Raw genomic sequence first — 26,664 nt, 5'->3', positions numbered from 1 at the left:
CCGCGGCTCAGAGGCCCTGCCAGTCCGGCTTGGAGTCCCACACCTCGCGGTAGTAGTCGCGTCGAGCCAGCTCGCCCCCCGCGGCGGCGTCGAGCAGCACGGAGGCGTGCGGGTGCAGCTGCAGCACCGACGCCGGGCAGGAAGCGGTGAGCGGTCCCTCGACCGCGGCCGCGACGGCCGCGGCCTTGCCCGCACCGGCCGCGACCATCAGCAGGTGGCGGGCGCGCAGGATCGTGCCCAGCCCCTGCGTGAGGACGTGCCGCGGCACCTCGTCGACGGAGTCGAAGAAGCGGGCGTTGTCCTCGCGGGTCTGCGCGGTCAGGGTCTTGATGCGGGTCGTGGAGGCGAGCGACGAACCGGGCTCGTTGAACGCGAGATGGCCATCGGCACCGACGCCGAGCACCTGGAGGTCCACCCCGCCCGCGGCGAGGATCGCCTCCTCGTAACGGGCGCCCGATGCCGGCAGCGCCTCCGGTGTCGGGTCCGGGCTCGCGACCCGGGTCCGGTCGATGCCGAGGGCGTCGGTGAGCTCGCGGAAGATCGTCTCGCGATAGGTCTGCGGGTGACCGGCGGGCAGACCGACGTACTCGTCGAGCAGGAACGCGCGCACCCCGGCGTACGACGGGCCGGCGCCGGCGCGGTGGCGCCGGACGAGCTCCTGGTACGCCGGCAGGGGGCTCGAGCCCGTCGCCAGCCCCAGCACGGCCTCGGGGTGGGCACGCACCAGCGCCTCGATCGCGTCGGCGGCGACCGCGCCGACCTCCTCGGCGGTCGAGAGCGGCACGACCTCCATCAGTCCTCCTCCAGGTCGGATTCCAGGTACAGGTCATCGGTGAGCCGGATCCGCTCCTCGCGCGGCGGCAGGCCCAGCAGCTCCAGCGGTGTCGTCGTGGCGGTGGCGACCGCCTCCTCGACGGTGCAGCCGGCCTGGGCGACCAGGACCCGCACGCAGTCGAGCAGCGACGCCGCCGATCCTGCCAGCGTCCCGTCGGCGAGCCGCACGGTGCCGGCGGCGACGATCACGTGCTGGTCGCCGAGGCGCGTCGGTCCGTCGGGCATCCCGAGGGCGGCGGTGGTGTCGGAGACAGACAGGAACCGGTCGGGGCCCAGGGCGCGCCACGCGGTGCGGACGAACAGTGGGTCGAGGTGGTGGCCGTCCACGATGAGGCCCGCGACGACCTGACCACCGAACGCCGTGCCCACCGGCCCGGGCTCGCGGGCCTGCATCGGTGGCATCGCGTTGCCGAGGTGGGTCAGGTAGCGGGCGCCCGCGTCCAGAGCCGCAGCCACCTCGGCGGCGCCCGCGGCGGTGTGGCCGACGGAGACGACGATCCCGCGGGCGGTCAGCCGCTCGATCACCTCGAGGGCCCCGGGCAGCTCGGGGGCGATCGTGGCGATCACGACACCGCTCTCGCGCGACCAGCCGTCGACGAGGTCGAGCGACGGTGGCCGCAGCCAGTGCCCGGGGTGGGCGCCCCTGCGCGTGGGGGCGATCATCGGGCCCTCGAAGTGCACCCCCAGCGGCTCGGCTCCCGACCAGCCCGCGGGCGGCCCGGCAGCGAGGGTCTTCAGCGCCTGGTCACGCGCGGCCGGGTCGGAGGTGATGATCGTCGGGACGAACGCCACGACGCCGTACGCCGGGAGCGCGGCGGCCACCTCCCAGAGCCGGTGCGGCTCGGCGGTCAGGTCGATGCCGGCGGCGCCGTTGACCTGGGCATCGACGAGTCCGGAGACGACGACGCTCATCAGGACCTCCCCAGCAGCGCGGCGCCGACCGCGGCGACCGGATAGTCGGCCGGCACGACGCGCAGCCGCCCCGCGAGGTCGAGCGAGGCCAGGAACGGCGAGGTGGTGGCCTGCTCGCGCAGCGCGTCGGCGACCGCGACCCGGAGCGGCTCGCCCAGCTGGGCGACGCCTCCCCCGAGCACGATCGAGCGCGCGTCGACCGAGAGGCTCAGCACCCGGATCGCGCTCGCCACACCGGCCGCGAAGCGACCACGCGCGGCGATCGCGGCGGGGTCGCCGGCGTCGGCTGCGGTGAACAGCGCCCGCGCGGGCGGTACGTCGGCCGCGGAGGGCCAGGCCGCGGCGAGGGCCGAGCCGGAGGCGATGGTCTCCAGGCAGCCGCGCTGGCCGCACTGGCACAGGGCGCCCGCCGGGTCGACCGGCACGTGCCCGATCTCGCCGGCGGCACCGTGGTCGCCACGGCGCAGCCGGCCCTCGAGCACGAGCCCGGCGGCCAGGCCGGTGCCGATGCTCAGGTAGACCAGGTCGTCCTCCCCGCTCACCGCGACCGCGCCGAGAGTGGCGGCGTTGACGTCGTTCTCGACGACCACCGGCACCCCCAGCCGCTCCCCGAGCAGGTCGCGCAGCGGCAGCCACTCCCCGTCGACCCCCAGGTTGACCGCGTGCTTGACCGCGCCCCGCCGGACGTCGACCAGGCCGGGGATGCCCACGCCCACGGTGCCGGTGAGGCCCGGGCCCATGGCGGCCCGGAGCGCCTCGACGACCTGGGCCGCCGTACGCACCACGCCCTCGGCACCCGGCTCGGTCGCCTGGCGGACCTCGGCGAGGATCGTGCCCTCGCCGTCGACCACCAGCCCGAGGGTCTTGGTCGCGCCGATGTCCAGCCCCAAGCACAGCCCGGAGTTCACCGGTCCCACCCCGCCTTCCTCAGCAGCTCGGTCACGGCGGCGACTCCCGGACGGGAGCTGCCGCGGGTACAGATCCGGGGTGCGCCCCCGGAGTACGGGCCCGGCCACCCCCACTCCACCACGACGGCGGCGCCACGCAGCTGATCGGGGCGGATCTCGGGGCGCCGGTGCGCGTCACGCACCTGCAGCACGACGGGCCGATCGGTCCCGAGCGGCTCACCCGGGCGCACGAACCGGTCGGGCTCGAGCCCCCAGGGCACCTCACCCACCGCGATGTTCGCGGTGGTCGCGACGCTGAGGATCTCGGCGCCGCGCAGGTCGGGCAGCTCGCCCTCGACGAGCAGCGCGCGCCGGGCACCGTCGAGCTGGCGGGCCTCGTCGACGGGCGTGGTGAGGCCGTGGCCGCGCGGCAGGCGCGCGATCCGGTCCACCGCCTCCACGAGCCGTTCCTCGGCCAGCCGGCCGTCGCGAACGGCCGCCACGATCGCGGCCTGGATCTCGCGCACCAGCGCCGCGTCCTTCTCGGCGCCGATGCAGAGCAGGTCGGCCCCCGCGGCCAGCGACAGCACGGCGGCCTCGGGGATGCCCCGGCCCGCGGAGGCGCCGGCCATGTCGAGCGCGTCGCTGACCAGGACCCCGTCGTACGCCAGCCGCCCACGCAGCACGTCGAGCACCGGGCGGCTCAGCGTCGCCGGCAGCTCGGGGTCGAGTGCCGGCACCACGATGTGGGAGGTCATCACCGACGCGACGCCGGCGCGGACGGCCGCCTCGAACGGCACGAGCTCGCGGGTCAGCAGCGTGTCGAGGTCGACGTCCACGGTCGGCAGCGCGAGGTGGCTGTCCTGGGCGGTGTCGCCGTGGCCCGGGAAGTGCTTGGCGCAGGCCGCGACGCCGGCACCCTGCAGCCCGGCCACCCACGCCGCGACGTGCGTCGCGACCTGACCGGCGTCCGCGCCGAAGCTGCGGGTGCCGATCACCGGGTTGTCGGGGTTGCAGTTCACGTCGGCGACCGGCCCGAGGTCGAGGTCGATGCCGGCCGCGGCGAGCTCGCTGCCGACCACGGCACCGGTCTCCCGCGTCAGCGCGAGGTCGCCGGCCGCGCCGAGCGCCCCGGGTCCCAGCACCGGGCTCGAGCCCGTCGCGTGCAGCCGGGTGACGTCGCCGCCCTCCTCGTCGACCGCCACGACGGCGTACGGCGCGGCCGCGTGGATCGCGGTGGTCAGCACGGCGAGGGCCTCGGGGCCGGCGGCGGTGTTGCTGCCGAACAGGCAGATGCCGCCCAGGCCGTCACGCAGCAGCTCCGCGACGTCCGGAGCGAGGGTCGTGCCGGGGAACCCGGGCAGCAGGACCCGCAGGGCGAGCTCCTCGAGGCTCTGCTGGTTCTCGGGGAGGGCGCTCATCCCTTCACCGCCCCGGAGGTCAGGCCCGCGACCATCCGGCCCTGGACCAGCAGGAAGAACAGCACCACGGGGATCGCGATCAGCGTGGAGCCGGCCATGATGCCGCCCCAGTCGGTGCCGCGGTTGTGGTCGGTGAACACGCTCAGCCACAGCGGCAGGGTCTTCTTGTCCTCGCGGGTCATCACGACGACCGCGAGCGTGAACTCGTTCCAGGCCTGGATGAACCCGAACACCCCGGTGGCGACCAGGCCGGGCGCGAGCAGCGGGAACGTGACCCTGAAGAACGCCTGCACCCGCGAGCACCCGTCGATCATCGCGGCCTCCTCGAGCTCGAACGGGACCCCGGCGACGAAGCCGCGCAGCGTCCAGATCGTGAACGGCAGGACGGAGGCGATGTAGACCAGGCTCAGGCCGGCCACGGTGTTGAGGAGGTTCATCCCCTCGAGCATCTTGTACTGGGAGATGAACAGGCCCTCGACCGGGATCATCTGGATCACCAGCAGCGCCACGATGAACGACTTGCGCCCGCGGAACTTGAAGCGGGACACCGCGACCGCGGCGAGGAACGCGAAGGCCAGCGCGACCGCGATCGTCAGCAGCGTCACCATCAGGCTCATCTTCAGCGCGTCGAGGAACTGACCGCCGTGGAACACCGTGCGGTAGTTGTCGAACGTGCCACCGAACGGCACCCAGGTCGGGTCGGGGTTGCGGATCTTGTTGCGCGGCAGCAGCGAGCTGTTGACCATCCAGTAGACCGGGAACACGCACATCAGGAACGCGACGATCCCGACGGTGTTCGCCGCGATCCGGAGCGGGCGGCGGGTGGGGCGCGACATCTCAGTCTTCTTCCTGGCGCAGCATCGCCCAGACGTACGGCGCCGTCAGCACCACGGTGAGCACGAGCATGAAGATCGCCACCGCGGCGGCCATGCCGAAGTCACCGCCGCCGATGCCGAGGCGGTAGATGTAGGTGCCGAGCAGGTTGGTGTCGCGGGTGCTGCCGCCCGCCTGCTGGAGGACGTAGATCTGCGTGAACACCCGCAGGTCCCAGATCACCTGGAGCAGGCCGACCACGAGCAGCACCGGGCGGATGCTCGGCAGGATCACCGCGCGCAGCCGCTGCGCGGGCCCGGCGCCGTCGATCTCGGCGGCCTCGATCATGTCCTCCGAGACCTGGGTGAGCGCGGCGTACACCGTGAACGCCACGAACGGGACGCTCATCCACACCACGATCACGGTGGCGACGAAGAAGAAGGAGATCGGGTCGAGCAACCAGGAGTGGCCCGTGTAGTCGACGCCGCCCCGGGTGAGCAGCCAGTTGATCACGCCGTACTGGGTGTCGAAGAGCCACTCCCACACGGTCAGCGTGGCGACCACCGGCATCGCCCAGGCGAGCAGCAGGCCGGTCTGCAGCAGGATCCGCACCGGCTTGGACATGTGCCGCATGAGCAGCGCGAGACCGACGCCCGCGACCAGCGTGGCGACCGCGTTGACGAGGCAGAACAGCAGTGAGCGCAGCGCGACCTTCCACAGGTACGGGTCGGTGAGCAGCTCGCGGAAGTTGGAGAGCCCGACCCACTCCGGCGGCTTGCCGAACTGCTGGGCGAGGCCGAACTTCTGGAACGCGAGGACCATCTCGCGCGCCAGCGGGTAGCCGAGGGCGACGAGGAGGGCGGCCAGGGCCGGCAGCAGCAGGCCGTACGGCAGGGGGCTGCGGCGCGCCCGCGGCGGGCGGACGGTGGTGCTCATTCGTCTCCTCCTCTCGATGGTTCGTCGGTGGTCGACGGTGTCGGGGCCACCCTGGCAGGGGCACGCCACGGCCGGGGCGGCGACGCAGAGCGCCGCCCCGGCCGGGGTGTGTGACGTGCGGTCGTGCGTCAGCCGTTGAGCTGCGGGTTCATCTGCTCGTCGGCCTTGGCCGCGAGCTCTGCCACGTCCCCGCCCTGGGCGATCGCGCTGAACAGGTCCTCCAGGACGCGGGAGCCCTCGACGGTGGCCCAGCCGGGCGCGGCCGGGGTCAGCTTGGCGTTGGAGGCGGCCGCGATCGTGGCCTGGGCGAATGCGTCGTCGCCGAGCAGCGAGGTCAGCGAGTTCTTGGCCGGGGTGAGGCCGTTCTTGGCCATGATCGTCTGGTAGTCGTCGCTGAGCATCAGCGCGACGGCCTTCTGGGCGAGGTCCTGGTTCTGCGACTTCGCGGCGATGGCGATGTCGGAGCCGCCGAGCAGCACGGGCGCGGGCTGGCCGTCGGAGCCGGGGAGCGCGAACACGCCGACCTTCTTGGCCAGGTCCGGGCAACCGGTCTTGGGGTCATTGAGCAGGCCCATGACCCAACCGGGAGCCGACATCATGCCGACCTCACCGGCGCAGAACGGCGTCTGCGGGTCGGCCTCGTTGCCGTCCTTGGCGGCACCCGAGGCGTCCTGGAACAGCTTCTGCACGGTCTGGAGTCCGGCCACGGACTCCGGGGACTCCAGGGCACCGGTCCACTGGCCGCCGTCGTCGGTCGCGAGGTCGCCGCCTGCGTCCCAGACGAACGCCACGCCGTTGCGCCAGTCCTGGCCGGGCAGCCAGAACCCGGAGAAGTTCGCCGGGGTGGGGTTGGCCTTCTTCAGCGCGATCGCGGTGTCGACGAACTCCGACATCGTGGTCGGGACCGAGAGGCCGGCCTTGTCCATCAGGTCGGTGCGGTAGAAGACGTACTTCGAGCCCGCGTAGTAGGGCACAGCGTAGGTCTTGCCGTCGACGGTCGCGCCGTCGACGAAGCCCGGCAGCAGGTCGTCGCCGCCGAGGCCGGCGAGCTGGTCGGTGAGGTCGGCGAACGCACCGGCCGAGGTGAACGTCGGGGCCTGGGTGTTGCCGATCTCGACCACGTCAGGAGTCTCGGACTCGCTCGAGAGCGCGGTGGTCAGCTTCTCCACCAGGCCGTCCCACTGCTGCTCCTCGATGGTGAGCGTGGAGCCGGGGTTCTGGTCCTCGAACGTCGTCTTGAGCCAGTCCCGCGCCTCCTGCGGGGTGTCGGTGCCGTTGAGCCAGACCCGGATGTCCGCGGTCTTCGGGGCGTCGCCCTCGCTCTTCGTGCTGCCGCCGTCGCTGTCGCTCCCACACGCGACCAGCGCGGTGAGGGCCAACGTGGCCAGGGCTGCGCCGGCCAGTGTCTTCTTGATGCGCACCGCAATGTTCCTCTCTTGCGAGTTCCCCGACCGACTACCGGGCGGAGTTACTGGCCCAGGTGCGGCGCAGTGCCGGGTCCTGGGTGTCGACAGGCCCGGTTGGCCCGTCGTACGCGATCTCGGGCGTGCTCACGACACGCCCAGCTGTCCCGAGAGGACGAGGACGGCGGCGCCCACCAGCACCACGTCGTCCCCGAGGGTGGAGGTGCGGACCGCCAGGCCCGCGGAGCTCACCGGCATCGTGCGCTCGCGGATCACCCGGTCGGCCGCCTCGCGCAGCGGCCCGTCGAGCAGCTCGGTGGGGCCGCTCAGCACGAGCTCGTGGATGTTGAGGGTGCCGACGACGGGGGCGAGGGTGGTGCCGAGCCGCTCGCCGACCTCGGTGAGCACGGCGGTCCGGTCGGCGCCGGCCTGGGCCAGGCGCTGGCGCAGGCGCGGTGCGGCCAGGATCGTCTCCAAGCAGCCGCGCCGCCCGCAGGCGCAGACGTCGCCGTCGGGGTCGACCGTCACGTGCCCGATCTCGCCCGCGGCGCCGAGGTGGCCGTGGAGCAGCGCCCCCTCGAGGACCAGCCCGGCGCCGACGCCGATGCCGACCCGCAGCACCATGAGGCCGCCGTCTCCGGTCTGCCCGAACGTGTGCTCTCCGAGCACGGCGGTGTTGGCGTCGTTCGCGACGAAGACCGGCAGGCCGAGGGCCTGGGCGAGGCTGGTCGAGAGGGGGGTGTCGGTCCAGGCCAGGTTGGGTGCGTCGATGACCGTGCCGCCGGCGTCGACGACACCGGGGCTGCCGACGCCGACGCCGAGCACCGGGCGGTCGGTCATCGCGATCAGCTCCGAGGCGAGGCGGTGCACGAGCTCGACCGCCGCATCGCCCTGGGCGCCGTCGATCGGGAGCTCGTGGCGGGCCTGCACCTGGCCGAGGAGGTTGACGACCGCGCCGCTCATCCGGTCGTCGGCGGACAGGTCGAGCGCGACGATGTGGGTGGAGTCGGCGGCCAGCCCGACCAGCGTCGGGGGCTTGCCCACGCGCGCCTCGGCCGGGGCGCCGAGCTCCTCGACGAGGCCCTCGCCCACCAGCTCGCCGACCAGGTCGGAGACCGTGACCCGGGTGAGCCCGGTGGTCCGCGCCAGGTCCGCCCGGCTGGCCGGACCCTCGCGGAACAGCTGCTGGATCAGCAGCGAACGGTGGTGCCTCCGCGCGTCCTCCTGGAGGAGCTTGCCGCGGGGCCGCAGGGGCCTCCCGACCGGGGACGTCGTCGTCATGTTTGTTAGTTCAGCGCACTTACATATTCAGCGTCAAGAGGATCCGCCCAATCGGTTGGTAACGATGCGGTCTCGGGCCCCGGTTCGGCGGCGCAACACCCGGTGAACTCCGGCGGCTGCCGTTCGGGCCGCCTCAGTCGTCGGCGAAGGCCACGACGGTGAGGACCCGGGCCGGCTCGCCGCCGGTGCGGTAGCTGTGGTCGTGCTCCGCGGAGAAGCGCAAGGCATCCCCCCGGCTCAGGTCGACCGACCAGCCGTGGGAGGCGATCGTGACCACGCCGTCGAGCACGTAGGCGTACTCCACCGACCCGCGCCCGTGGGAGACCTTGGAGCTGTGCCGGCCGGCGGGGAGCGCGGCCTCGGAGAACTCCAGGCGGCGGCGCTCGAACGACGTGAACAGCGTGCGTACGGCGACCTCGTCGAGCCGGGCCGGATCGACCCAGTCGGCCGAGATCAGCTCGGGGGCGGTCAACGGGCTGCGGGCGAGCTCCTGCAGGGTGACGCCGAGGGCATCGGACACCCGGAGCAGGACGTTCAGCGTGGGGTTGGCCAGGCCGCGCTCGAGCTGCGAGAGCAGCGCCTTGCTCGATCCGGTGGCCTCGGCGAGGTCGCGCAGGCTGAGACCGCGGGCGAGCCGCAGCCGCCGGACGTTCCCGGCGACGGCGTCACGCGCGGCGTCCTCGTCGGGACCCGGGCCGGTGGCACTCACCAGGGGCACCGGCTCGTGGCGACTGGTCATGACCCACCTCCTGTGGGGCCCGATGGTGGCACACCGAAGGGCCGCGCGGCACCGATCAGTGGTCCGACGCCGAGCCGGAGCCCGCAGCGGCGAGCGTCGCGACGACGGCCGCGGCCGGTGGGTTCACCAGGGCCCTGCCATCGGGCAGCTCGACGGTCGGGATCAGCCACGACCCGTCGTTCAGCTCGGCCAGCCGCGGCAGGTGCTCGGGCTCCTCGTCCACGTCGACGACCCGGTAGGCCACGCCGGCCCGGTCGAGCTGGCCCTTCAGGCGGGTGCAGTGACCGCACCAGGTCGCGGAGTACACGACGGGCAGGCCACTCGATGGCGGGGTCGACAGCGGAGTCGGCGGCTGGGTCGGCGGCTCGGTCGGCGGCTCGGTGGATGACATCGAGAGCTCCTCGGTGGTCGTTGACGGGCTCACGGGTTCTGTATATCGTCCGTTCCCATTCGGGAACACTCACGAAACAATACTCCGTCAAGGTGGTCCCCATGACCGACGCTCAGTTCTCCCGCCGCCGCTTGCTGCAGGTCCTCGGCCTGGCCGGGGGCATCGCGGTGATCTCCCCCGCCCTCGCCGCGTGCACTCCCGACGACAAGAAGCCCGCCGGTGGCAGCGGCGCGGCCGGGTCGCTCGACAGCCTCACGGTCGCGCTCCCGTCCTCGATCAGCTCGCTGGACGTCACCCGTGAGGCCGGGATCATCAACTACGTCGTCGCGCTGCTGTGCCTGGAGTCGCTGACGGCGGTCGGTCCCGACGGCGCCCTGGTGCCGGCGCTCGCCGCGTCGTGGAGCCAGCCCGACGACCTCACCTACGTCTACAAGCTGCGTCCGGGCGTGACGTTCTCCGACGGCAGCGCGCTGACCGCCGACGACGTGCTCGCCTCGATCGAGGCCAACACCGCGAAGGACTCGACGTCCGCTCTCGCCTACGCCTACGCCCCGGTGAAGACCGCGAAGGCCACCGCCGACGACGAGATCACGTTCACGCTCTCGGCACCGACCTCCAGCTTCGCCTGGGTGCCCAGTCCCGGCACGCTCCAGGTCAGCAGCCGCGCCTTCCTGGAGAAGAACGGCGACCAGGTCGGCACTCCCCAGGCACTGCTGCTGGGCACCGGGCCGTACGTCGTCACCGAGTTCGCCCCCGACTCCCACGTGCTGCTCGAGCGCAACGAGCACTGGTGGGGCGGCGACGTCGAGATCGCCAGCGTGCGCCTGGACTTCATCACCGACGAGAGCACCCGGCTGCTGGCGATGCGCGACGGCTCGGTCGACATGGCGCTCTCGGTGCCGCCGAACCAGATCGACGAGTGGTCCGCGATCGAGGGGGTCCACGTCGAGACCGCCACCGACAACTCGCTGGTCACCCTCGCCTTCAACACCTCGATCGCGCCGTGGTCGGACCCGAAGGTCCGCACCGCGGTCGCGCACTGCGTGGACCGGCAGGGCATCGTCGACAGCGTGCTGCGCGGCAACGCCGACGTCGCGCTCACGATCCCGACCCAGGCACAGTGGGGCGGCCTGCTCGACCAAGCGGCCGTCGAGAAGCTCTACGCGAGCATCCCGCAGGTCGACTTCGACCTCGACGCGGCCGCCTCGCTGCTGGCCGAGTCGACGGCCCCCGACGGGTTCTCCGACACGATCACCTACCCCAACAGCGGTCCGCTGATCGGGCGCGCGCTGCTCACGCTCGCCGAGAACCTCAAGGGCCTGGGCATCGACCTGGCGGTCAAGGAGGTCACGCTCGAGCAGTGGATCGCGGACCTGGGCAAGCACCAGGCCGGCATCTCGCTGGGCTGGTACTTCCCGACCACCGGCGACCCCGCGGAGTACGTCCAGCTCCTGCTGAACGCGTCGTACGCCGCCAAGGGCGGCACCAACATCGCGGAGTACCGCAGCGACGAGGTCAGCGGCCTGCTCGACCAGGAGGTGGCCTCCACCGACCCGGCCGAGCGGGGCGACCTGCTCGGGCGCGCCCTGGTGGCGGCCGCGGCCGACGTGGCCTACCAGCCGCTGTGGTGGGGACAGACGGCCACCGCGTTCTCCGGGAGCATCGAACCGGTCGGCTTCGGGCCGTACTTCTTCATCGGTGGCGCCTGGGCGGAGAACGTGCGCTCGGCATGACCGCCACCGACCTCCACGACGCGCTCATCGAGCTCGCCTACCCGACCTCGCTCTGCCTGAGCCCCGACGGGCGGCGGCTCGCGTACGTCGGCGTCCCCGGCGACCGCGCGCTCCGGCTGCTCGACACCGAGACGAGTGCGCAGGTGGGCGCCGCCGGTGGGACGCAGGCCGAGATCAGCTCGGTCTGCTGGTCCACCGACGGCGCCAGGCTGTGGACCGTCGACCGTGACGAGCACGGCGAGCCCACGGACCTCTCGGTCCTCGACGCCGTCGGCCGGCCGCTCGCGCGGACGACGATCCCCGGCGCGATCGAGGACGTCGTCGCGACCGCACCGGACGCGGTGCTGCTGCGGGTGGCCGACCCCGGTTCCGACCGGGACGGGATGAACCTGGGCCTGCGGGTCGGGGGTGCCCCGACCGAGCCGGAGGTGCGCACCGCCGGTGCCGCGCCGCTGCGGCGGCTGGTGCGGGTCGTGCTGCGCGAGGACGCGGACGGCCCGCACCTCGACACGATGACCCTCGACCTCGGCGGCTGGACCGTGTGGGACCTGGACGTGCGTGAGGATCGGGCGGTGGTCGTCGCATCCCGCGAGGCCCGCCCCGCGGGCTACTACCGGCCCTCGCTGCTGCTGGTCGACCTCGCCGGACCGGCCGGGACGCCGCCCCGGGTCCAGCACCTGCTCGACGCGGCCGGCCAGCTCGCACACCCGCGGATCTCGCCCTCGGGCGAGCGCGCACTCGTGCTCGAGGGCCAGTCGATCGTGGCGGGCGTGGTGCAGGTCGTCGACCTCGCGACCGGCAACAGGGAGACCGTGCCCGGCGTCGACGACGTCACCGACCTGGGCTGGATCGACGAGGGGACGGCGTGGTTCGCCGGGTGGGACGACCTGGGCATCCAGGTCGGCCGGCTCTCGTTCGAGACGTCGCCACCCGCCGTCACCCGCTGGACGGACGCCGCCACGATCCACGGCACCGGGGCCCAGCCCTCGCTCGCCGTCGCGCCCGACGGGGAGACGGCGTACGCCGTCTGGGACGCCCCCGGCCACCCACCCGAGATCACCACCCTGCGCCTCGGTGCGCCCGGCACCACCACGCTCACCGCGCACAACGCCGCTGTCAGGTCGCGGGACGCGGCCGTCACCACCGAGGCACTGACCTGGCGCTCCCCCGATGGCACCGAGGTGCACGGCCTGCTGATGGCGCCGACCGACCGTCCCGGCCCGCTGCCGCTGGTGGTGCTCCTGCACGGCGGCCCCACCTGGCTGTGGTCGGCGGCGTTCGCACCCGCCGAGTCCAACCACCTCGCGCTCCCGTTGGCGGCGGCCGGCGCCGCGGTGCTGATGCCCAACCCGCGCGGCAGCAGCGGCCGCGGCCAGGGCTACGCCCGCCTGGTCAACGGCGACATGGGCGGCGGCGACCTCGCCGACGTCCTGGCGGGTGTCGCGATGCTCGGCGACCACGCCATCGCCGACCCCAGCCGGGCCGCGGTGATGGGCCTGAGCTACGGCGGCTACCTCTCCGCACTGGCGGCCGTCGCCGGCGGCGGGTTCCGGGCGGCGGTCGTGATGTCCGGGGTCACCGACTGGCTCGGCTTCGCCTCCACGAGCGTGATCGGCGGAGGCGGGTACGACGCCTGCTACCACCCGGCCGGCAACCTCAAGACCGCCGCGGGTCGGGAGTCCCTGGCCCGCCGGTCCCCCCTCTACCTCACCCACTCCGGCGCCGCTCCTACCCTGTTCCTGCACGGGGCGGAGGACCGGATCACCCCGCTGGCCCAGGCCGAGCAGCTGTTCGGGGCGCTCAGCCGGGCCGGGGTGCCGACCCAGCTCGCGACGTACCCGCGCGAGGGCCACGAGCTGGTCGAGCCCGCCCACCGGCGGGACGCGGCGGCGCGGGTCCTGCACTGGCTGCGCACGCACGGTGTGCTGGACCGGGAGGGATGAGCATGGCCGGCGCCTGGTTGCGCTTCCTGGGTGTCCGCCTGGCCGGGACCGTGGCCGTGCTGCTCGTACTGTCCTTCGGCATCTACTGCCTGCTCTACATCGCGCCCGGGTCGGTCGAGCAGACGCTGCTCGGCAACCGGCCGGCCACCGAGACGACGCGGGCCGCGGTGCGCGCGCAGTACCACCTCGACGACCCGTTGCTGGTGCAGTACGGCCGCTGGCTCGCCGACGCCGTGCAGGGCAACCTCGGCACCTCGATCCGCTCTGGTGAGCCCGTCGACACCGCGATCAGTGCCCGGGCCGGCCTCACGCTCGAGCTCGCCGGGCTCGGGACCGTGCTGGCGCTCCTGCTCGGCCTGCCGCTCGGCGTGCTCGCCGCGCTGCGTCGCGGCCGGGCCACCGACCAGGGCATCGTCACGCTCAGCGTCGCCGGGCTGAGCGCGCCGCCGTTCGCCGTCGGGCTGGTGCTGCTCACGCTGCTGGCGATCAAGCTCGACTGGTTCCCCGTGTACGGCGCGGGCAGCGGCGGGCTCGACCGGCTCTGGCACCTCACGCTGCCGGCGCTCGCCCTGGCGGTGGCAGGCGTCGGGCTCCTGGTGCGGTTCACCCGCACCGCACTGGTCCGCGAGCTCGACCAGGACTACGTGGTGTTCGCCCGCGCCCGGGGGCTGAGCCGGGCCCGTGTGCTGCGCTACGCGCTGCGGAACTGCGCCGTACCGATCCTCACCGCCACCGGGCTCGTGCTGACCTCGGCGCTGATCGGGTCGGTGCTGGTCGAGGTCGTGTTCGCGCTGCCCGGCCTCGGCTCGCTGCTCGTGGACGCGGTCTCGTTCAAGGACGTGCCGGTCGTGCAGGGCGTGGCGCTGCTGCTCACCCTGCTGATCGCGCTGGTCAACCTCGCCGTCGACGCGGCCTACACCGCCGCCGATCCCCGGGTCTCGTTGGTGCGGAGGCGCGGATGAGCCAGCCACTGCCCGCGCTGACGGGCTCCCCCGCACGACGCTCGGCCCGGCGCTGGCCCGGCCCGGTGGTCCTGCTCGCCGCGGTGATCGCCGTCCTCGCGGTCGGCTGCGCACTGCTCGGTCCGGTGCTGCTGCCCGGCGCGACCGACCAGGACCTGATGCTCGGCGTCTCCCGCCCCAGCGGTGGCCACCTGCTCGGCACCGACGACCTCGGCCGCGACGTGCTGCAGCTGCTGGTCGCGGGCGCCCGGACCGCCGTGCTCGGTGCGCTGCTGATCGCCGCGGGCTCGTTGCTGCTGGGACACCTGCTGGGGCTGCCGGCCGGCTACCGGGGCGGCTGGGTGGACCAGGTCGCGATGCGCTGGACCGACCTGATGTTCTCGCTGCCGGCCCTGCTGGTCGCGATCGTGGTGACCGGTGTCGCCGGTGGGAGCTACCTGCTCGCCGTACTCACGCTGGTGGTGCTGTTCTCGCCGGGCGACACCCGCGTGGTGCGGGCGGCGGTGCTCGAGCAGCGGCACCGCCCGTACGTCGAGGCCGCGACGCTCTCGAACCTGCCGGGCCGCACGGTCGCGCTTCGCTACATCTGGCCGAACATCGCGCCGGTGGTCCTCGGCAACGCGTTCTTGAACTTCGGCTTCGCGCTGGTCTCGCTGTCCTCGCTGTCGTTCCTCGGCCTCGGCGTCGCCCCGGGCTCGCCCGACTGGGGACGCACGCTGGCCGACAACCGCGGCCAGCTGCTCGCGAACCCGTGGGCGGCCGTGGCGCCCGGGCTCGCGATCATCCTCACCGCGGCGGCCGTCAACGTGCTCGGGGACTGGCTGCACCGCAGGCTCGACGAGCGGGGGCTGGCGCGATGAGCGCACTGGTGGACGTCCGCGACCTGTCGGTGTCGATGCCCGGACGGGTGCTGCTCTCCGGCGTCGACCTGCAGGTGCAGCCCGGCGAGTCGGTCGCGATCGTCGGTGAGTCCGGATCCGGCAAGTCGCTGACCGCACGGTCACTGCTGGACCTGCTGCCGCCGGGGCTGACGGCGCAGGGACACGTCGAGGTCGCCGGCACGGTGCTCGACGGTTCGCCCGGCCGGGCCCGGCCGCTGCGCGGTCGCTCGGTCTCGCTGCTGATGCAGGACCCGTTCACGATGCTCAACCCGTTGCGCCGCGTCGGCGCACAGCTCGCCGACGGGTTGCCCCGCGCCGTACGCCGAGACGCCCGGCGCCGCCGCGAGGAGGTCGCCCGGCGGTTGAGCGAGGTCGGTCTCGACCCGGCGGTGGCCGGGCGCTACCCGATCCAGCTCTCGGGCGGGATGCGGCAGCGCGTGGGCATCGCGGCCGCACTGGTGGGCGACCCAGAGGTGCTGGTCGCCGACGAGCCGACCACGGCCCTCGACGTCACGACCCAGCGCGAGATCCTACGGCTGGTGCGCCGGATCCAGCAGGACCGCGGGATGAGCTTCGTGCTGATCACCCACGACCTGCGGGTCGCGTTCTCGCTGTGCGACCGGGTGCTGGTGCTCTACGCCGGCCGGCTGCTCGAGACCGGCGCCGCCACTGCGGTGCGCGACGACCCGCGGCACCCGTACACCGCCGCGCTGCTCGACGCCGAGCCCCCTGTGGACGCCCGCCTGGCCTCCCTGCCCGCGCCACCGGGTTCGGTCCCCGCGCACGACACCGTCACCGGCCGCTGCCCGTTCGCCGACCGCTGCGCGCACGTGGCGCCGGTGTGCCGGGAGGGTCGGCCGCCGCTGGCGGAGGTCGCACCCGGGCATGCCAGCGCCTGCGTACGGGTGGCCGACCTGGGTCCGCTCCGGGCACCGCGCGACGGGCTCGTCTCGGGCGCCGGCGTACCGGATCCGGCGCCGGGCGCCGACCCACTGTTGCGGGTGACCGGCCTGACCAAGCGGTTCCACGGCGCACCGGCACCGGCGCTCGACGAGGTCGACCTCGTGGTCGCCGCCGGCGAGAGCGTCGGCCTGGTCGGCGAGTCGGGGTCGGGCAAGACCACGCTCGCGCGCTGCGTGGTCGGCCTCGAGACGGCCTCCGCAGGCCGCATCGAGCTCGCCGGCACGTCGTTCTCGTCCTGGGCCGAGCTCTCCTCCGGCGAGACGGCGCGGCTGCGGGGCGCGGTGCAGATGGTCTTCCAGGACCCGTACTCCAGCCTCAACCCGGTGCGCAGCGTCGGCGCCACCCTGGCCGACGCGCTGCGCGCCCTCGGCCGGCCCAGTGGCCCAGCGGAGGTCGCCGCCCTGCTCGAGCTGGTCGGGCTCACCGCCGCCCATGCCCGCCGGCGGCCCGCGGCGCTGTCGGGTGGCGAGCGGCAGCGGGTGGCGATCGCGCGGGCGCTGGCACCCCAGCCCGCTCTGCTCGTGTGCGACGAGTCGGTCTCGGCGCTCGACGTGTCGGTCCAGGCCCAGGTGCTCGACCTGCTCGGCGGGCTGGTCCGCGACCTCGGGATGGCGATGCTGTTCGTCACCCACGACCTCGCGGTCGTCCGGCAGGTCACCCAGCGGACCTACGTGCTGCGCTCGGGCCGGTGCGTCGAGTCCGGCCCCACCGGCCAGGTGCTCGACCACCCCCAGCACGACTACACCCGCGCCCTGCTCGCCGCGGTGCCCCGTGATGACCCGGGGTGGCTGGAGGAGGCTGCGGGGTTCGGCTGCTGACAGCGCTGGGGCCCGTGGGGTACGCCGTGGCTCAGGTCCGCGGGACCACCCGGCGTGACCCGGCCAGGGCCGCGACCAGGGCGAGGGCGACGCACGTGAGCAGGATCGCGACGAGCGGCAGCACCGGGACGGTCATCGCCACGTCGGGTACGTCGCGGGTCGTGGCGTACCGCACCAGGCAGCCGACGAACACCGTGATCGCCCCACCCACCAGCAGCGCGGCCGCTCCGACCAGCCCGGCCTCCCACAGCGCCATCCGGCGCAGCTGGGTGTCGGTCGCGCCGAGCAGCGCGATCGTGCGGAACTGCCGCCGCCGCTGGGACACCCCGATCAGCACGGCGTTCACGATCGCGATGCCGGCGTAGAGCCCCGAGGGGCCGAGCAGCACCCAGAGCCCGAGCTCGTTGCCCGCGCGCGTCTGGGCGTCGACCTCGTCGATCCACGCGGCTGCGGTGAGGACCCGGGCACCGGTCCCGGCGAGCAGCGCGGCGACGTCGGCCGCGCCCGGCTCCACGAACACCAGGTCGGTCGTCGCGTCGTCGAGCAGGTCCACAACGAGCACCCGCGGCACCAGGACGTCGGCGTACAGGTCGGGGGCATCACGGACCACCGCCACCACGCGCGGCCGCAGGTCGTGCCCGCCGACCCGCAGCCGCACGCGGTCACCGACGTGCTTGCCCTCGTCGAGCGCGTAGGTCTCGGTGACCGCCACCGTGTCGCCCCGAGCGAGCCCGTCGAGGTCACCGTGCACCGCGGTCAGCCCCCGGGCCGCCACGATGGCCGACAGGTCGACGACCTCCACGGGCTCGCGCTCGGCGTCCGGGCCGAGGCCGACCTCGACCGTGGTGCGTACGTCGGCCAGCCCGACCCGCGGGTCGGAGGTGAGCCGGTCGACGACCGCCTCGTCACCGCCGGTCTCCACCACGACGGGCGTCCGGAGCTGGGCCCGGTCCATCGCGGTCGTCCAGTCGGCGGTGAAGCTCAGCGCGAGGATCATCGAGCCCGCGATCGCGGAGATCGCCAGGATCGGCGCCGCGAGCGCGGCCGGCGCGCGCACCGCCGTACGCACGTGGTCGCGCGCCAGCCGGGCCGACACGTCGCGTCCGGCGAACGGGCGGGCGAGCAGGCCCGCCAGCAGCGGGAACACGATGCCGCCGAAGCAGATCAGCCCCACCACGAGCACCTCGGGCAGCAGCACGGCCATCACCAGCGCGAACAGCGGGCTGATCTGGTCGACGACCGCGAAGACCACCGCCGGGCCGGCCAGGCAGGTCGTGCCGACGAGAAGCTGCCAGAGGCTCGGGCGCCGGCGCTCGACCCCGGTCTCCCGGAGGGCGGCTGCCGGAGAGACCCTGGCGGCGCGCTTGGAGGCCCGCCAGCTGCCGAGCAGCGCGACCCCGGCGCCGCACGGGGCGGCGATCGCCCAGGCCAGCCACGGGGCCGGCAGCTGCAGGGCGACGTCGGTCACGCCCCGGGCGCGCAGCAGCGCGACGAACGCCGGCGCCAGGGCGGTCGCGACCAGGCAGCCGGCGACGCTCGCGAGCAGCGCGACGGCCGTCGACTCCCCGAGCACCATCAGCCGCACCTGCCGGGGCGTCGCGCCGACCAGCCGCAGCATCGCGAGCTCCTGCCGGCGGGCGGCCACGACGAAGCCGAACGTGCTCGCGACCACGAACATCGCCATGAACAGCGACACCGCCGACATGATCCCGATCATCGAGGCGAGGTCGGCGAGCTGGGTGCGCTCCTCCGGCGTCACCCCGGCCGCGCGGCCGGTCGTGTCGACGGCGGCGGCCGTGGTGACCGCGAGCGCGATCAGGACCACGCCACACGCCAGGGCGACGAACGCGCCGGCGTACGGCTGCCAGGAGCGCCGCACGGTCTGGGCGCTGATCCGCAGCATCATCGCTCGAGCTCGCTCATCGTCTCCGCGATCCGGGTGGCGTCCGCGCGGTCGAGGCGGCCCACGACCATGCCGTCGGCGAGGAACAGCACGCTGTGCGCGTACGACGCCGCCAGCGGGTCGTGGGTCACCATCACCACGGTCTGACCCTGCTCGTCGGCCGCCGCCCGCAGCAGCTCGAGCACCTGGCGCCCCGAGGCCCGGTCGAGCGCGCCGGTGGGCTCGTCGGCGAACAGCACCTCGGGGCGCGCGTACAGTGCCCGCGCGATCGCCACCCGCTGCTGCTGGCCGCCGGACAGCTCCGGCGGCCGGCGCCGCGCCCGGTCCTCGAGACCGACCTGCCGCAGGGCGGCCATCACCTCGCGGCGCTCGACCCGGCGGCCGGCGAGCCGCGCCGGCAGCGCGACGTTGTCGAAGGCGCTCAACGCGTCGAGCAGGTTGTAGGACTGGAACACGAACGCCATCGACGTACGCCGCAGCCGCGTCAGCGCGGTCTCCTTGAGGCGACCGAGCGGCAGACCGCCGACGGCGACCTCGCCCGCCGTCGGCCGGTCGAGGCCGGCCGCGACCTGGAGCAGCGTCGACTTCCCGGAGCCGGAGGGCCCCATCACCGCGGTGAAGCTGCCGCGGGCGAACGTGTGGGTGATGCCGCGCAGCGCGTGGACGTCGCCGGCGCGGGACCGGTAGACGCGGGTGATGCCGTCGAGCGCGACGGCGACCGGGTTGGGTGCGGTGGTCAGCGGGACGGTGGTCGTGGTCATGCCTCCAGGCAACCGCCGATCGGGGCCGGCGTCGCTGGCCCGTGCGCGACACCGCAGGTAGCGCACGCGCTACCCCGCTGGACCGCTGCCAGCCCTAGGGTCGGAGGCATGAGCCGGGTGCCCGATGCGTGGAGCGCGCTGCGGGGCAAGCCGTGGCGGTTCCTCGGGTCCGCCTGGCCGTGGCGGTCGCTGGCCTACGTGCTGACCTCGGTGCCGATGGGCCTGGCGACCCTCACCGTGCTGTTCTGCACGGTGCTCGTCGGCGCGCTGACACTGGTGATCGTCGTCGGGGTCGTGGTGCTCGCGAGCGTGCCGGTGGTGACCGGGCTGATCGGCGTGGTCGAGCGCCGGCGGCTCGCGCTGGTGCAGGGCCCGTCGGTCTCGGGGATGAGCCTGCGTGAGCGGCTCACTGCCGGGCGCCGGCTGCCGGTGTCGTGGTCCGAGGTGGGCTACGCGGTACTGCTCGGCGCGCTGCTGTGGGTGGTCGACCTGGTGGTGCTGCTGTTCTGCGTGACGGTGCCGGTCACGCTGCTGCTCGCGCCGTGGCTGACCGAGGTCGACCGGATGCAGCTGTTCGGCTGGCGAGTCGACCCGGGGCCCGAGGCGTGGGTCGCGGTGGCGATCGGGATCGTCGTGCTCGCGGTGTCGGCGTACGCCGTCTCCGTCGTGGCGGTCGCCCAGGCCGCGCTGACGCGGCTGCTGCTCGACCCCCGCGAGGCCCAGCTGGCTGCGGCGGTCACCGACCTGCGGCAGTCGCGGGTCGAGCTGGTCGACGCGTTCGAGACCGAGCGGCGCCGGATCGAGCGGGACCTGCACGACGGGGTCCAGCAGCGGCTGGTCGCGCTCACCATGACGCTGGGCCGCGCCGAGCTGGACGTGCCCGACGGGCCCGGGCTCGACCTGGTCCGGGCCGCGCACCGCCAGGCCGAGGAGGCGCTCGACGACCTGCGCGGCACCGTGCGCGGCATCCATCCGCGGGTGCTCGCCGACCACGGGCTGACCGCGGCCGTGCACGAGGTCGCCGACCGCTCGGTGGTGCCGGTGAGCGTCGACATCCGGCTCGACGGACAGCGGCTGCCTGCGCCGGTCGAGGCCGCGGCGTACTTCGTCGTCAGCGAGGCGTTGACCAACATCGCCCGCCACTCCGGGGCCCGGCGCGCCCAGGTGCACGCGTGGCGGCAGGGTGACGCGCTGGTGCTCAGCGTGGTCGACGACGGTGCGGGCGGGGCGCGGGTCGACCGGGCCGCGGGCAGCGGGCTCGCGGGCCTGGCGCTGCGGCTCGAGGCGCTGGGCGGGCAGCTGCGCGTCACGAGCCCGGCGGGCGGGCCGACCGAGGTGCGGATGGAGTGCCCGTGCGCAGTCTGAGGATCGTGCTCGCCGAGGACGCCGCGCTGCTGCGCGAGGGCCTGGTCGCGATCCTCGAGCGCGCCGGCCACGAGGTGGTCGCCGCCGTCGGCGACGCCGAGGCGCTGCTCGCGCACGTCGCCCACGCCCACCCGGACCTGGTGGTCACCGACATCCGGATGCCGCCCACCCACACCGACGAGGGCCTGCGCGCGGCGGCGCGGATCCGTGCGGAGCACCCGGGGACCGCGGTGATGGTGCTGTCGGCGTACGTCGCCGAGGCGTACGTGTCCGAGCTGCTCGACACCACCACGCCCGACGGCGGACCGGGCGGCGGGGTGGGCTACCTGCTCAAGGACCGGGTCGGGCACGTGCGGGAGTTCCTCGACAGCGTGGGCCGGGTCGCCGACGGGGAGACCGTGGTCGACCCCCAGGTCGTGCGCCAGCTCCTCGGCCGGCGCCACGACGACGGCCGGCTCGCGGCCCTGACCGAGCGCGAGCGGGAGGTGCTGGCGCTGATGGCCGAGGGCCGCACCAACGGGTCGATCGCCGCGCAGCTGGTCGTCAGCGAGGCCGCCGTACGCAAGCACGTCGGCAACATCTTCGCCAAGCTCCGGCTCGACCCCGCCTCCGACCGCCGGGTCTCCGCGGTCCTGGCCTACCTCCGGGGCTGACCTGCGTCTCAGGGGGTCAGCGACGGCTCGTCGGGTGGGGCGAGGGTGAGGATCAGGTCCTCGATCATCGGGTTGCGCTCGAGGTCGGCCTCCAGGTCGCGCAGGCGTACGGCGAGGTCGCCCTCGCGGTCGTCGCCCGTGAGGTCGACCGCGGCGACCACGAACAGCCGCTGCGGCCCGACGTACTCCACGTGCAGGTAGGTGATCCGGTCGATCTGCGGGTGCGCCAGCAGCTGCTCGATGACCTGCGAGCGCATCTCGGGGCTGAGCCCCTCACCCAGGAGGTACTCCATGTTGCGTCGCATCAGGAACACCGCCACGAACGCCAGCAGCACCCCGACCGCGATCGACCCGACCGCATCGAACACGGCGTTGCCGGTGAGCTGGTGCAGGGCGATGCCTGCCGCGGCGAAGAGGATCCCGAGCAGTGCGGCGAAGTCCTCGAAGAACACCGCACGCAGGGTGGGGTTCGAGGTGCGCGCGACGTAGCGCAACGGGCGCAGCCCGAGCCGCTCCGCGGCTCCGTGCACCTGCCGGTTCGCCTGCGCGAACGACACCCCCTCGAGCAGGAACGAGATGCCCAGCACCACGTAGTTGATCGTGTAGCTCGGCTCCACCTCCTCGGCCGTGAGCTCGGTGATGCCGTGCCAGACCGACACCACCGCGCCCGCAGAGAAGAGCCCGAACGCTGCAACGAGCGACCAGATGTACGTCGACCGCCCGTAGCCGCGCGGATGCTCGTCGTCGCGGGGGCGGCCGCCGGCACGCTCGGCGACCAGCAGGAAAACCTCGTTGCCTGTGTCGGCCCAGGAGTGCGCGGCCTCGGCCACCATCGACGCCGACCCGGTCGCCGCTGCCGCCACCGACTTCGCGATCGCGAGCAGCCCGTTGGCGCCGAGCGCGATCAGGACGGTGAGCAGGGACTCGCCGGACTGGTCGCCGCTCTGGTCGCCGCTGGGCTGCTCCGGTGAGGTGGGGGTCGCCATGCCTCAGGAGTACCCCATCGACGTACGGTCGAGCCATGCGTCCCGTGCTCCTGCTGCTCGTCCTGGGCGCCTGCCTGCTCACCGGGTGCGCGGGCGGTGACGACGACCCGGTCGCCGCCCCCGCGCGGACGACGGGCTCGCCGACGGCGGCGCCGACCGGCTACCACCGGTACGTCGCGCTGGGTGACTCCTACACCGCGGCACCGCTGGTCCCGCCGACCGACGTCACCTCGATCTGCCTGCGCTCCGGGGTCAACTACCCCGCGCTGGTGGCCCAGGCGATGCCGGGCACCGAGCTCACCGACGTCAGCTGCAGCGGCGCCCAGACCGCCAACGTCACCACCCCCCAGGCCGGCCAGGGCGGCGGCACCGTGCCCCCGCAGATCGACGCGGTCCACCGCGACACCGACCTGGTGACGATCGGGCTCGGGGGCAACGACGAGCACCTGTTCGCCGGCATCCTCGGGCAATGCATGCAGCTCGCCCAGAGCGACCCGACGGGATCACCGTGCCGTGACTCGTTCGACGCCGACGACCTCCAGGAGTCGTTGCTGCGGATCCACGGCAACGTCGCCGGGGTCGTGCGGGCCGTGCGGGAGCGGGCACCGGACGCCCGCGTGCTCGTCGTCGGCTACCCGCACATCGTCCCGGCCTCGGGCACCTGCGACCTGTTGCCGCTCGCGGCCGGTGACTACGCGTTCGCCGAGTCGGTCACCCAGGGCCTCAACGACGCCGTCCGGGCCGGCGCCCAGGACACCGGGGCCGAGTACGTCGACCTGTGGGGCCTCAGCGCGGGTCACGACATCTGCGCGGCCGATCCGTGGATCAACGGCCGGATCACCTCGGCCTCGGTCGCGCTGGCCTACCACCCGCTGGCAGCCGAGCAGCGTGCGGTCGCCGACGCGGTGCTGGCCCAGCTCAGGTAGTCAGCTCCGCCGAACGGTGCACGACCCGTCCGTCGACGACGGTCAGGGCGGAGCCCATCTCGCGCAGCGCGGCACCCAGGTCGCCGGTGTCGTCGGCGGCGAGGTCGCGCAGCAGCGGGTCCCGGTCGAGCAGCACCAGGTCACCGCGCGATCCCGGCCCCACGGTGGACTGGCCGTCGACCGACGCGGCCAGCGCCTCGCGGACGGTCAGCGCCTGCTCGGCGTGCCAAGGGTCGCGGTCGTCGGCGCTGCGGTGCACGGCCGCGGCCATCGCAAGCCAGGGATCCAACGGTGAGACAGGCGCATCCGAGCCGAGCACCAGCTCCACGCCGTCCTCGAGCATCCACCGGAACGCGAAGCAGCGCTCGGACCGCTCGCCCCAGATCCGCTCGGTGAGGTCGCGGTCGTCGAGCAGGTGCGCGGGCTGCACGCTGGCGCGGATGCCGAGCCGGGCCATCCGGCGCACGTCCTCGCGACGCGCCAGCTGGGCATGCTCGATCGAGCCGCGGGCGCCGGTGTCGGCGTACGACGACAGCGCCTCGGCCACGGCCGCGTCGCCGATCGCGTGGGTGGCGACCTCGAGACCGCCGGCATGGGCACGCGCGAGCAGGTCGCGCAGCGCGGCCCCGTCGAGGTTGGGCTGGCCGGCGGGGTACTCCAGCCGGTGGGCGTCGCCGTAGGGCTCACAGCACCAGGCGGTGCGGGTGTTCAGCGAGCCGTCGCTGATGATCTTCAGCGGTCCCATCGTGGCGCGGTCGTCGCAGCCCGGGAGCGTGTCCCCGGTGCGCAGCCCGGCGGCGATCACGTCGTCGAGGGTGTCGGCGTACGTGCCCCACCGGATCCGCAGGCGGTCGCAGCCCTGCGCCCAGCGCTCGGCCCACTCCTCGCGGCCGCCGCCGAACTCCAGGTCGACCATGCCGACCACGCCCTGCGCGGCCGCGGCGTCGAGCGTGCGCCGGTAGGCCTCCGGCGAGGTGCCGTCGTTGCCGACCAGCGTGACGAGCCGGGGGTAGGCCGCGAACCACTCGGTCTCACGGACCACGGAGTCGCGCACCGGCATCGCGAGGTGCATGAGCGCGGTGGTGTTGAGCCAGGCGTGGTGGCCGTCGCCGCTGATCAGCACCACCGGGGTGCTCCCAGAGACCGCGTCGAGCTCGGAGACCGTGACCTCGCGGTCCCACCCGGCGGAGCGGTGGCCCCAGCCGATCACGGGCAGGTCGGGGTACGCCGCGATCCGCTCCGCCACCGCCCGGGTGGCGTCCTCCGGGGAGCGCGCACCGGCCAGGTCGAGCCGCTGGGAGGCGAGCGTCCACTGCCCCAGGTGCACGTGCTGGTCCCACAGGCCCGGGATCACCCACCGGCCCTGGGCGTCGATGACCTCGGCGCCGTCCGGCCGGTCGGCGCCCGGCCCGACCGCCGTGACGGTGCCGTGCTCGACGACCACGTCCACGGGTCCGTCCGGCACCTGATCATCGATGCCGATCGGAACCAGCCGGGCGTTGCGGATCAGGATGCTCCTCACGCTCCGAACGCTAAGCCACGTTGACCCGCCCGGAACTCTCGGGCGGGTCAACGTGTCAGGCGACCTCGGGTGCGGGCTCCTCGGCCAGGGCGACGCCGGAGGGATCAGGGTTGGGGCCACCCATCGGCTGGGGTCGCAGGAAGAGCCCGCCGACGACGGCAGCGGTGAGGGCGAAGACCGCACCGGCGGCGAACGCCAGCTGGAAGCCGCCGTTGAGCGCCTGGAGGTGGGCCGCCCCGTCGGCGGACAGCGACTCGGTGCGCCAGCTCGAGAGGCTGACCAGCACCGCCAGGCCGAGCGCGCCGCCCATCATGAACGACGTGTTGACGACCCCAGAGGCCAGGCCGGACTCGTGCGGCTCCACATCGCCCATCGCGGCAAGCAGCACCGGGTTGAACGCGATGCCGGCGCCCGCGCCGAGCAGCAGCATCGAGGGCAGCACGTCGGTCACGAAGCTCCCGTCCACCGGTGCGCGGGAGAACAGACCCAGGCTCGCGGCGGCGAGCGCGAGGCCCGCCATCAGCGGGCGCCGGATGCCGAAGCGCAGCACCAGCTTGTCCGAGACCCGCAGCGAGCAGAACGCCATCACCACGCTGGTCGGCACGAACGCGAGGCCGACCTCGAGCGCGCCGTACCCCAGCACCTGCTGGAGGTAGAGCGCGGCGAGGAAGAACCACGCGAACATCGCGGCCGCCCACAGCACGCCGACGACCTGCGAGACGGTGACGTTGCGCAGCCGGAACAGCCGGAGCGGGACCAGCGGGCTGGCGGCGCGCGCCTCGCGGAGCACGAACGCCGCGAGCAGCACGACGCTGGCGCCGAGCAGCCCGAGCGTTCGGCCCGAGGTCCAGCCGGCGTCGTTGCCGCCGACGATGCCGTAGACGGTGAGCATCAGCGAGCCGGTGACCAGGACCGCCCCGGGGACGTCGAGCCCGGCGGTGCCCTCGACAGTCTCGTCGGCCGGCAGCACCCGCCTGGCCGCGATCCACACGCCCACGCCGATCGGCACGTTGACCAGGAAGATCCAGTGCCAGGAGAAGAGACCCGTCAGCACGCCGCCGAGCAGCACTCCGACCGCGCCGCCGCCGGACATCACGAACCCGAAGAAGCCCATCGCCTTCGCGCGCTCGCCCGCGTCGGTGAACAGGCCCATGATCAGCGACAGGGCGACCGCGGACACCGCGGCGCCGCCGAGGCCCTGGATGGCGCGGCCCGCGACGAGGAGCCCGGCCGAGGGTGCCAGCCCGCACGCCACCGACGCCACGGTGAACGACACCACGCCGAGGAGGAAGACGCGCTTGTTGCCCAGCAGGTCGCCGAGCCGACCGGACAGCAGCAGGAAGCCGCCGAACGTGAGCAGGTAGGCGTTGACCACCCACGCCAGCGCGCCCTGGGAGAACCCCAGGTCGGTCTGGATGGAGGGCAGCGCGACGTTCACGATGCTGGAGTCCAGCACGATCATCAGGTCGCCCAGACACAGCACGTACAGCGCGAGCCAGCGGCTCTTGAGGTCGGTCATCGAGGTCTCCTCGGTGGAAGGTGGGTCACCTTCTCCACGAACGGGGCACTACGACATCGACAGACCTCGCGAAGTCTCTCGAATCATCGGTGGTCCGCGGCCCGGTGCGCCC

23 protein-coding genes are annotated in these 26,664 nt (G+C 73.8%); 8 read left to right on the top strand and 15 right to left on the bottom strand.

Annotated features, from left to right (window positions below; all coding sequences use genetic code 11):
* Positions 1–7 precede the first annotated feature (7 nt).
* From AC3ANS_RS00500 to AC3ANS_RS00455, 10 genes are all read right to left on the bottom strand, one after another.
* Positions 8–793 (bottom strand): glucosamine-6-phosphate deaminase, encoded by a 786-nt coding sequence (locus AC3ANS_RS00500; protein WP_488294223.1) that lies wholly within the window; start codon positions 791–793, stop codon positions 8–10.
* Entirely contained in the window at positions 793–1,746 is a 954-nt protein-coding gene (locus AC3ANS_RS00495) for an N-acetylglucosamine-6-phosphate deacetylase (RefSeq protein ID WP_488294222.1), read from the bottom strand. Before AC3ANS_RS00495 ends, AC3ANS_RS00500 begins: the two co-directional genes overlap by 1 nt.
* Positions 1,746–2,663 carry an ROK family protein gene (locus AC3ANS_RS00490; RefSeq protein ID WP_488294221.1) on the bottom strand — a complete coding sequence of 306 codons (918 nt, stop codon included), beginning with the start codon at positions 2,661–2,663 and terminating at the stop codon, positions 1,746–1,748. Before AC3ANS_RS00490 ends, AC3ANS_RS00495 begins: the two co-directional genes overlap by 1 nt.
* A complete protein-coding gene (locus AC3ANS_RS00485; protein WP_488294220.1) occupies positions 2,651–4,054 on the bottom strand; it encodes a glycoside hydrolase family 3 protein in 1,404 nt (467 codons plus the stop codon). Before AC3ANS_RS00485 ends, AC3ANS_RS00490 begins: the two co-directional genes overlap by 13 nt.
* On the bottom strand, positions 4,051–4,890 hold the full coding sequence (locus tag AC3ANS_RS00480) for a carbohydrate ABC transporter permease (RefSeq protein ID WP_488294219.1): 840 nt from the start codon (positions 4,888–4,890) through the stop codon (positions 4,051–4,053). The genes AC3ANS_RS00485 and AC3ANS_RS00480 overlap by 4 nt, the downstream gene beginning before the upstream one ends.
* A 1-nt stretch (position 4,891) precedes the next feature.
* A complete protein-coding gene (locus AC3ANS_RS00475; RefSeq protein WP_488294218.1) occupies positions 4,892–5,803 on the bottom strand; it encodes a carbohydrate ABC transporter permease in 912 nt (303 codons plus the stop codon).
* Positions 5,804–5,931: 128 nt separating this feature from the next.
* Positions 5,932–7,224, bottom strand: coding sequence for an extracellular solute-binding protein (locus AC3ANS_RS00470; RefSeq protein WP_488294217.1), 1,293 nt, complete (start codon positions 7,222–7,224; stop codon positions 5,932–5,934).
* Positions 7,225–7,353: 129 nt separating this feature from the next.
* A complete protein-coding gene (locus AC3ANS_RS00465) occupies positions 7,354–8,487 on the bottom strand; it encodes an ROK family transcriptional regulator (protein ID WP_488294216.1) in 1,134 nt (377 codons plus the stop codon).
* A gap of 133 nt (positions 8,488–8,620) precedes the next feature.
* The gene (locus AC3ANS_RS00460; protein WP_488294215.1) at positions 8,621–9,226 is read right to left on the bottom strand and encodes a helix-turn-helix domain-containing protein; all 606 of its coding nucleotides are present in this window, start codon (positions 9,224–9,226) and stop codon (positions 8,621–8,623) included.
* A 55-nt stretch (positions 9,227–9,281) separates the two neighbouring features.
* Positions 9,282–9,650, bottom strand: coding sequence for a glutaredoxin domain-containing protein (locus AC3ANS_RS00455; protein ID WP_488294214.1), 369 nt, complete (start codon positions 9,648–9,650; stop codon positions 9,282–9,284).
* A gap of 68 nt (positions 9,651–9,718) precedes the next feature.
* On the opposite strand from AC3ANS_RS00455, the gene AC3ANS_RS00450 reads away from it, so the two are divergent.
* From AC3ANS_RS00450 to AC3ANS_RS00430, 5 genes are read left to right on the top strand one after another with little or no spacing between them, the layout of a single operon-like run.
* A complete protein-coding gene (locus tag AC3ANS_RS00450) occupies positions 9,719–11,350 on the top strand; it encodes an ABC transporter substrate-binding protein (RefSeq protein WP_488294213.1) in 1,632 nt (543 codons plus the stop codon).
* The gene (locus AC3ANS_RS00445) at positions 11,347–13,293 is read left to right on the top strand and encodes a S9 family peptidase (protein WP_488294212.1); all 1,947 of its coding nucleotides are present in this window, start codon (positions 11,347–11,349) and stop codon (positions 13,291–13,293) included. Before AC3ANS_RS00450 ends, AC3ANS_RS00445 begins: the two co-directional genes overlap by 4 nt.
* A gap of 2 nt (positions 13,294–13,295) precedes the next feature.
* The gene (locus tag AC3ANS_RS00440) at positions 13,296–14,255 is read left to right on the top strand and encodes an ABC transporter permease (protein ID WP_488294211.1); all 960 of its coding nucleotides are present in this window, start codon (positions 13,296–13,298) and stop codon (positions 14,253–14,255) included.
* Positions 14,252–15,115 carry an ABC transporter permease gene (locus AC3ANS_RS00435; protein ID WP_488294210.1) on the top strand — a complete coding sequence of 288 codons (864 nt, stop codon included), beginning with the start codon at positions 14,252–14,254 and terminating at the stop codon, positions 15,113–15,115. The genes AC3ANS_RS00440 and AC3ANS_RS00435 overlap by 4 nt, the downstream gene beginning before the upstream one ends.
* The gene (locus tag AC3ANS_RS00430; RefSeq protein ID WP_488294209.1) at positions 15,112–16,917 is read left to right on the top strand and encodes an ABC transporter ATP-binding protein; all 1,806 of its coding nucleotides are present in this window, start codon (positions 15,112–15,114) and stop codon (positions 16,915–16,917) included. The genes AC3ANS_RS00435 and AC3ANS_RS00430 overlap by 4 nt, the downstream gene beginning before the upstream one ends.
* Positions 16,918–16,948: 31 nt before the next feature.
* On the opposite strand, the gene AC3ANS_RS00425 is transcribed toward AC3ANS_RS00430, so the two are convergent.
* Positions 16,949–18,823, bottom strand: a complete 1,875-nt coding sequence (locus AC3ANS_RS00425) for an FtsX-like permease family protein (protein ID WP_488294208.1) — start codon at positions 18,821–18,823, stop codon at positions 16,949–16,951.
* Positions 18,820–19,581: an ABC transporter ATP-binding protein gene (locus AC3ANS_RS00420; RefSeq protein WP_488294207.1), complete on the bottom strand. Its 762-nt coding sequence runs from the start codon at positions 19,579–19,581 to the stop codon at positions 18,820–18,822. Before AC3ANS_RS00420 ends, AC3ANS_RS00425 begins: the two co-directional genes overlap by 4 nt.
* A gap of 108 nt (positions 19,582–19,689) precedes the next feature.
* Here AC3ANS_RS00420 and AC3ANS_RS00415 point away from each other — a divergent pair, with 108 nt between their 5' ends.
* Positions 19,690–20,946, top strand: a complete 1,257-nt coding sequence (locus tag AC3ANS_RS00415; RefSeq protein WP_488294206.1) for a sensor histidine kinase — start codon at positions 19,690–19,692, stop codon at positions 20,944–20,946.
* Positions 20,943–21,599 carry a response regulator transcription factor gene (locus tag AC3ANS_RS00410; protein ID WP_488296569.1) on the top strand — a complete coding sequence of 219 codons (657 nt, stop codon included), beginning with the start codon at positions 20,943–20,945 and terminating at the stop codon, positions 21,597–21,599. The genes AC3ANS_RS00415 and AC3ANS_RS00410 overlap by 4 nt, the downstream gene beginning before the upstream one ends.
* Positions 21,600–21,607: 8 nt before the next feature.
* Here the strand turns inward: AC3ANS_RS00410 and AC3ANS_RS00405 are convergent, their stop codons facing one another.
* The gene (locus AC3ANS_RS00405; RefSeq protein ID WP_488294205.1) at positions 21,608–22,585 is read right to left on the bottom strand and encodes a cation diffusion facilitator family transporter; all 978 of its coding nucleotides are present in this window, start codon (positions 22,583–22,585) and stop codon (positions 21,608–21,610) included.
* A 35-nt stretch (positions 22,586–22,620) separates the two neighbouring features.
* On the opposite strand from AC3ANS_RS00405, the gene AC3ANS_RS00400 reads away from it, so the two are divergent.
* On the top strand, positions 22,621–23,511 hold the full coding sequence (locus AC3ANS_RS00400) for an SGNH/GDSL hydrolase family protein (protein ID WP_488294204.1): 891 nt from the start codon (positions 22,621–22,623) through the stop codon (positions 23,509–23,511).
* Here AC3ANS_RS00400 and AC3ANS_RS00395 read toward each other — a convergent pair.
* Positions 23,504–25,033: an amidohydrolase gene (locus AC3ANS_RS00395; RefSeq protein ID WP_488294203.1), complete on the bottom strand. Its 1,530-nt coding sequence runs from the start codon at positions 25,031–25,033 to the stop codon at positions 23,504–23,506. The two genes, AC3ANS_RS00400 and AC3ANS_RS00395, sit on opposite strands and share 8 nt — an antisense overlap.
* A 55-nt stretch (positions 25,034–25,088) precedes the next feature.
* Positions 25,089–26,552, bottom strand: a complete 1,464-nt coding sequence (locus AC3ANS_RS00390) for a DHA2 family efflux MFS transporter permease subunit (protein WP_488294202.1) — start codon at positions 26,550–26,552, stop codon at positions 25,089–25,091.
* Between the last annotated feature and the right edge of the window lie 112 nt (positions 26,553–26,664).

Source organism: Nocardia sp. 149-1B, from assembly GCF_057747975.1.
Note: the sequence above shows the minus strand (reverse complement) of the source record. Positions and strands in the feature narration are given on the sequence as shown.